The 5,185-nt window shown below is 59.8% G+C and carries 6 protein-coding genes and 1 pseudogene; 4 read left to right on the forward strand and 3 right to left on the reverse strand.

What is annotated here, in order from left to right:
• From EN925_RS22490 to EN925_RS22505, 4 genes and pseudogenes are all read left to right on the forward strand, one after another.
• A pseudogene (locus tag EN925_RS22490) lies at nucleotides 1-382 on the forward strand (glutamine synthetase); the annotation flags it as partial.
• Nucleotides 383-429: 47 nt separating this feature from the next.
• Nucleotides 430-798 carry a four helix bundle protein gene (locus EN925_RS22495; protein WP_064994597.1) on the forward strand — a complete coding sequence of 123 codons (369 nt, stop codon included), beginning with the start codon at nucleotides 430-432 and terminating at the stop codon, nucleotides 796-798.
• Between the two features lie 65 nt (nucleotides 799-863).
• Nucleotides 864-2,150: an FAD-binding oxidoreductase gene (locus EN925_RS22500; RefSeq protein WP_127369909.1), complete on the forward strand. Its 1,287-nt coding sequence runs from the start codon at nucleotides 864-866 to the stop codon at nucleotides 2,148-2,150.
• A 262-nt stretch (nucleotides 2,151-2,412) separates the two neighbouring features.
• Complete coding sequence (locus tag EN925_RS22505) at nucleotides 2,413-3,264, forward strand: SH3 domain-containing protein (protein ID WP_027162286.1); 852 nt, start codon at nucleotides 2,413-2,415, stop codon at nucleotides 3,262-3,264.
• 3 nt (nucleotides 3,265-3,267) lie between these two features.
• On the opposite strand, the gene EN925_RS22510 is transcribed toward EN925_RS22505, so the two are convergent.
• From EN925_RS22510 to EN925_RS39760, 3 genes are all read right to left on the reverse strand, one after another.
• Entirely contained in the window at nucleotides 3,268-4,002 is a 735-nt protein-coding gene (locus tag EN925_RS22510) for a general secretion pathway protein GspK (protein WP_127369910.1), read from the reverse strand.
• Between the two features lie 192 nt (nucleotides 4,003-4,194).
• The gene (locus EN925_RS22515) at nucleotides 4,195-4,518 is read right to left on the reverse strand and encodes a hypothetical protein (RefSeq protein WP_128336937.1); all 324 of its coding nucleotides are present in this window, start codon (nucleotides 4,516-4,518) and stop codon (nucleotides 4,195-4,197) included.
• Nucleotides 4,519-4,617: 99 nt separating this feature from the next.
• A partial coding sequence (locus tag EN925_RS39760; protein ID WP_281040658.1) for an RHS repeat-associated core domain-containing protein occupies nucleotides 4,618-5,185 on the reverse strand: 568 nt, incomplete at its 5' end.

Below are 5,185 nucleotides of genomic sequence, written 5' to 3' on the forward strand. Positions count from 1 at the left end.
CAAATGGGGCTATGACAACCGCACCACGGCGTTTCGCGTGCCACGTTCGGATCCGGCGGCACGGCGCGTCGAAAACCGCATCCCGTCCTCCGATGCCAACCCCTATCTGGCGCTGGCGGCATCGCTTGCCTGCGGGCTGATCGGCATCACCAACAAGATCAAGGCCGAGCCCCCGGTCCTGACAACGGCCAATGCCGACGAGATCGACCTGCCGCGCGGCCTGCTCGAAGCCGTCGACCTGTTCGAGGGCGACGAGGAACTCTGCGCTCATCTGGGCAAGTCGTTCGCCGCGACCTATGCGGCGATCAAGCGCGCGGAATTCGAGACCTTCATGGAAGTGATCAGTCCGTGGGAGCGGGAGTATTTGTTACTGAATGTGTAGGGGAGCAGGGGAGTAGGGCAGTAGGGCAGTAGGGCAGTAGGGCAAGGATGACGGCCAAGATTGAATCGTACAGGGATTTAATTGTCTGGCAGCAAGCTATGGATCTGGCGGTATCGATCTACGAAACAACCAGAGCTTGGCCAAGGGATGAGCTCTACGGCCTGACGACTCAGGTACGCCGTGCAGCCACCTCCGTTCCCGCCAACATTGCCGAAGGTTACGGGCGAGAAAGCCGAGCTTCCTATCAGCAATTTCTCAGGATCGCCCAGGGATCACTCAAGGAACTGGAGACCCATCTGCTGATCGCGCAACGCGTCGGAATCGCCTCGCACGAGACGATCGAATCATTGATGGCCCGCAGTGAGAGCGTCGGAACGCTCTTGCGGCTTCTGATCCGTAAATTGTCCCCAGAATAGTCCCCACCTACTGCCCTACTGCCCTACTGCCCTACTGCCCTACTGCCCTACTGCCTGCGAGCATCATGCCCTACCAATCCCCGATCTCCCCCGGCCGTTCCTGGTATGAGGACACGGCCGGCCCGCGGCCTGAATACCCGGCGCTGGATGGCGACCGGACATGCGACGTCGTTGTCATCGGCGGCGGTTTTACCGGCCTGTCGGCGGCAGCGCATCTGGCCAAGGCGGGCGCCAATGTCGTTTTGATCGAGGCGTATCGCTTCGGTGATGGCGCCTCCGGGCGCAATGGTGGCCAACTTGGCACCGGCCAGCGCGTCTGGGCCGAGGACCTGGAAGCCGAGTACGGCTTGTCCCGCGCCAAGGCGCTGTTTGATCTTGCCGAAGAGGCGAAGGCGCATCTCCTCGAATTCACTGCCGCCAACCAGATCGATATCGACTATATGCCGGGCCAGCTCTCGGTGGCGCACAAGCCGCGCTATGTCGATGACTACAAGGCGCATGCCGAGATCATGGCGAGCCGTTTTTCCTACCCGCATATCTCGTTCATGGATGCCAGGGAGACGGCGGAGCGGCTGGGCTCGACCGCCTATTTCGGCGGCACGCGCGACACCGGCACAGGGCACATCCATCCGATGAAGCTGGTGATCGGCACGGCGCGGGTGGCAGCGCTTGCAGGCGCGCAGCTGTTCGAGGGGACTCAATCAACCGGCATCATTTCCAGTGGCGGCAAGGTCAAGGTTTCGACACCGAGAGGCACGGTGACGGCGCAGAAATGCCTGATCGCGGTCAACGCCTATGGGGGCACGCTCGAGCCGGTGAGTGCCGCGCACGTCATGCCGATCGGTTCGTTCATCGGCGCGACGGTGCCTCTGGATACGCACTCGGACGTGCTGCCGGGCGGCGAGGCGGTCGACGATTCCCGCTTCGTCGTGCGTTATTTCCGCAAATCGAAGGACGGACGGCTGCTGTTTGGCGGACGCGAGGTCTATGGCGTCAACGATCCCCGGGATATCCACATCCACATCCGCCGCCAGATCGCGGAACTCTATCCGGCGCTCGGGGATGTCGAGATCACGCATGGCTGGGGCGGCTATGTCGGCATCACGGTGCCAAGAAAGCCGTTCGTGCGCGAAGTGATGCCCAATGTGATCTCGGCCGGCGGCTATTCCGGCCACGGCGTCATGCTGTCGAACTACTTCGGTAAACTCTATGCCGAAACCGTTGCCGGCAACCGCGACCGGCTGAAGCTGATCGAGGATCTGAAAATCCCGCCTTTCCCTGGCGGCCGGCGTTTCCGCACGCCGCTGCTGTTCCTGGCGCTCAACTGGTTTGCGCTGCGCGACAGGATCTAGCCGGCCGGCCTGATGTAATATTGTAATATTTGTTGTAACATTTGTTGCCCGTGCGACGCATTGCGCAATTTCCCGCAAAGGCGCAGAATCCTCTATGTTGGCGTACTGATGCCACAATCGCAGGCGAAAGCTGCCGGTTCTGGGCGATTGTTCGGGGATTGTTGCGGGCCTGCCCGCGTTGTTTTTGGGACCGATGCGGATCAGACGCCGGACTTCCGGCACCGATTGAAAGAACGTCGGCCCGCTTATGGAGGTGGCAAGAGTGAGAGAGCCCTTCAGTTTCGGTACGCCGGAACGTCGGCGCTTTGCCATGCAGTTCGGATACGACATGCGGCCGTCCTTCTGGCAGGAAGTCCGTTCGAACTCGCATCTGGTGATTGCCGCGATCGGCACCGCCGCACTGCTTGGCGTCGCCGCCGTGGCGCTGTGGCTGGCGCTGCCGGCCAGCGACAGGCAAGCGGCAGCGAGCCCCGAACAGACCATTCCAACGGTTCCGGTGAAGACGACGAAAATAACCCCGGTTGGGGCCGCGGTCGCTGCGGCAGCCGTACCGCAGGCGCGCAAGTCCGACGCAATTCCAACAACTGTGGCGGCCGCGCAAGACAACATTCCCGCACTCGCCGCCAATGACCCACGCTGGACCGGTTCCCAGCTGAAGGCCGCATCCGCGTCCGATTCGACTGCTCCCAGCCAGGTGGCGGACAAGGCACCCGACAAGCAAACGGCGGCATTCGCGCAGCCGGCAGCCGATACCGATGCCGCCACCGAACTTGCCAAGGTAGCCGCGCCCGGCGCAACCGCGGGCAACCATCCCGACGGCGCACAAACCGCCGCCATTCCCGAGGTGCAACCGCAAGTGCCGGCTCAAGAGCCAGCGGCAGAAGGTGATGACAGCCAGGCCAAGGCGAAGCCAAGGAAAGCCGCAGCCGCCGGAACAGGACGCATCCTGAGGGCCGTGACCATGCGAAGCGGCCCGAAGAAAAATGCCGCCGCCATCGGTACGGTGCCAGCCAAAACCTCGGTGCAGGTGATGAGCTGCAAGAAATGGTGCCAGATCACCTACAACGGCAAGACCGGCTGGATCTACAAGAGCTACATCAAGACCGGCGCCTGACGTCTACCGCCTTGGGTGAGGCACGCCCCTTGTCTTGGCGCCTATCGTTCCCAAAACCGCTGCAGTGCGGAGCAGGCTTGCTTGATCGCCCGAACGGCTTTCGAAGACATAGCCGGCGGAACCGACGATTGCCGACCCTCGCCGGCTGACGGAAACCTCGATCGTGAAGGCCTGCTCGGGTATCTTTGCACCTGCCGATGTTCCGGCCTTGACGAAGTTGGCCAGCGTGGGGCCGGCTCGACTTACGACCAGATCGCCGCGCCGCGAATTGACCGTGAATGTGCTGTAGAGATCAGGCAAGGAGATCGAGCGCAGCCTGGAAAAGTCCTGCAGCTCAGCGACGGATTCGAACGGTGCATGCTTGAAACCACCCACGACTTCGACCTTTTGCGTGGCCACCGCGGCAAAGATGCTGGCGCCGCTGCGCGAATATTCGACCGCGATCGCAAGCCAGTTGGACATCTCCGGATCGACACCGAGCGAGGCGAAACCCTGGACAAGCAGAGTGTGATCGGCGGCGTTAAGATCGATCAGGCCCGAATGCCCCTGCAGCCGCGTCACGACGGTCAGATTGCCGACCACGCAGGAGACTGGCTCGAAATTGAGCGGCAACCCGATGTCCGGCCCGGCGCTCGACAGGCGCGCGGCCAGCACGTTGGTCAGGCCTTCGGCGAGCAGGCCGAACCGCTGGCTTTCGGTCTCATTCGAAGCGATCTTGAGCCGCGTCCAGGCGGTCAAGGCAAAGGTCGAGGTGATGGCGGAGACGATGAGGAGGAAGACAAGGACAGCGACGAGGGCGAAGCCGGCGGATTGGCACTCGCAAGAGGCCGATGAATCATCGGGGATTTTCTTCGACCACAGTCCACCATCGAGAATAAAAGTGCACTGTCACCGCAATTCCCTACAATCGTTGTTTATCTCTTCTTTAAATCATTCATCCCAAATCAACCTTAAATTTGTGTTTATTGGTATATATTGGTCAAATGTTAATCCATTAAAATCAAAAGTAATCGATTCGTCTTTTGCTATTCCCCTTAATTTTGACCCAAAATAGGATAACGAGCTCATTATAACCTTAAATTCACTCAATCCAGTCAACTTTATTCTTGATGTTACTTTTCCGTTTCTTATGAAGATTGCCTCTGTTTCATATAAATCTCCTTCGCTTTTATTTTTATTGATTTTTGTTATTCCAAACTCAAATAAATCATCTGAGTTCAAAACTTCCAGCCTCTCCCGAAATAGAAATTTCATAGCTACATTTTCCATATTGGAAACGGCGGCAAGGGTTTCCCTGCCCTACAAGCGGCATATCTTTCACTGGCTATTGCCATACAAGCTGCATACCAATTTCTACCAGCTTTGGTTGTGCGCCCGCCACCACGCCCGAGGATAGCAATTGGCACTGTGCCTCATCAGCGGCAAGCTGTTCCTCACAAGGGTCGTCATCCGGCGGCCCAGCTGGCGGCGGAGGCGGAGGCGTCGTACGCCGTTCCGACGACATCGGGCAAGATTGTGGCCCTGGCTGCGGGGGGGACGTAAAACGCAGTCCAAGGGATTGCCACCCCAACACCACCATCGATTCCCTCCTGGACCTGGAACCCAATACAACCCGCTCGGATCCACCTTCATCAGCGGGCTGTTGCCGACATACGCCCACCTTGACGGCCCATTCGGCATACCGAGCGGATCGGGCTGCAGATAGCGCCCGATGGAAGCATCATAATGGCGGTGCCAATTGTAGGCCAGCCCCGTTTCCATCTGGAACCACTGGCCGGGGAAGCGTTGGTTGAGCGTCGCGGTGCCGCTGATGCTACGTACCTCGCCGAAGGGCAGATAGCTCGCCTGCCAGACGACATTGCGACCCTGGTCGGTCATCATGACCGGCCGCTTGAGCTGGTCGGTCAGCACGTAATAGAGT

Source organism: Mesorhizobium sp. M7A.F.Ca.US.006.04.2.1 (assembly GCF_004022915.1).
In the GTDB taxonomy this organism is placed as follows: domain Bacteria; phylum Pseudomonadota; class Alphaproteobacteria; order Rhizobiales; family Rhizobiaceae; genus Mesorhizobium; species Mesorhizobium ciceri.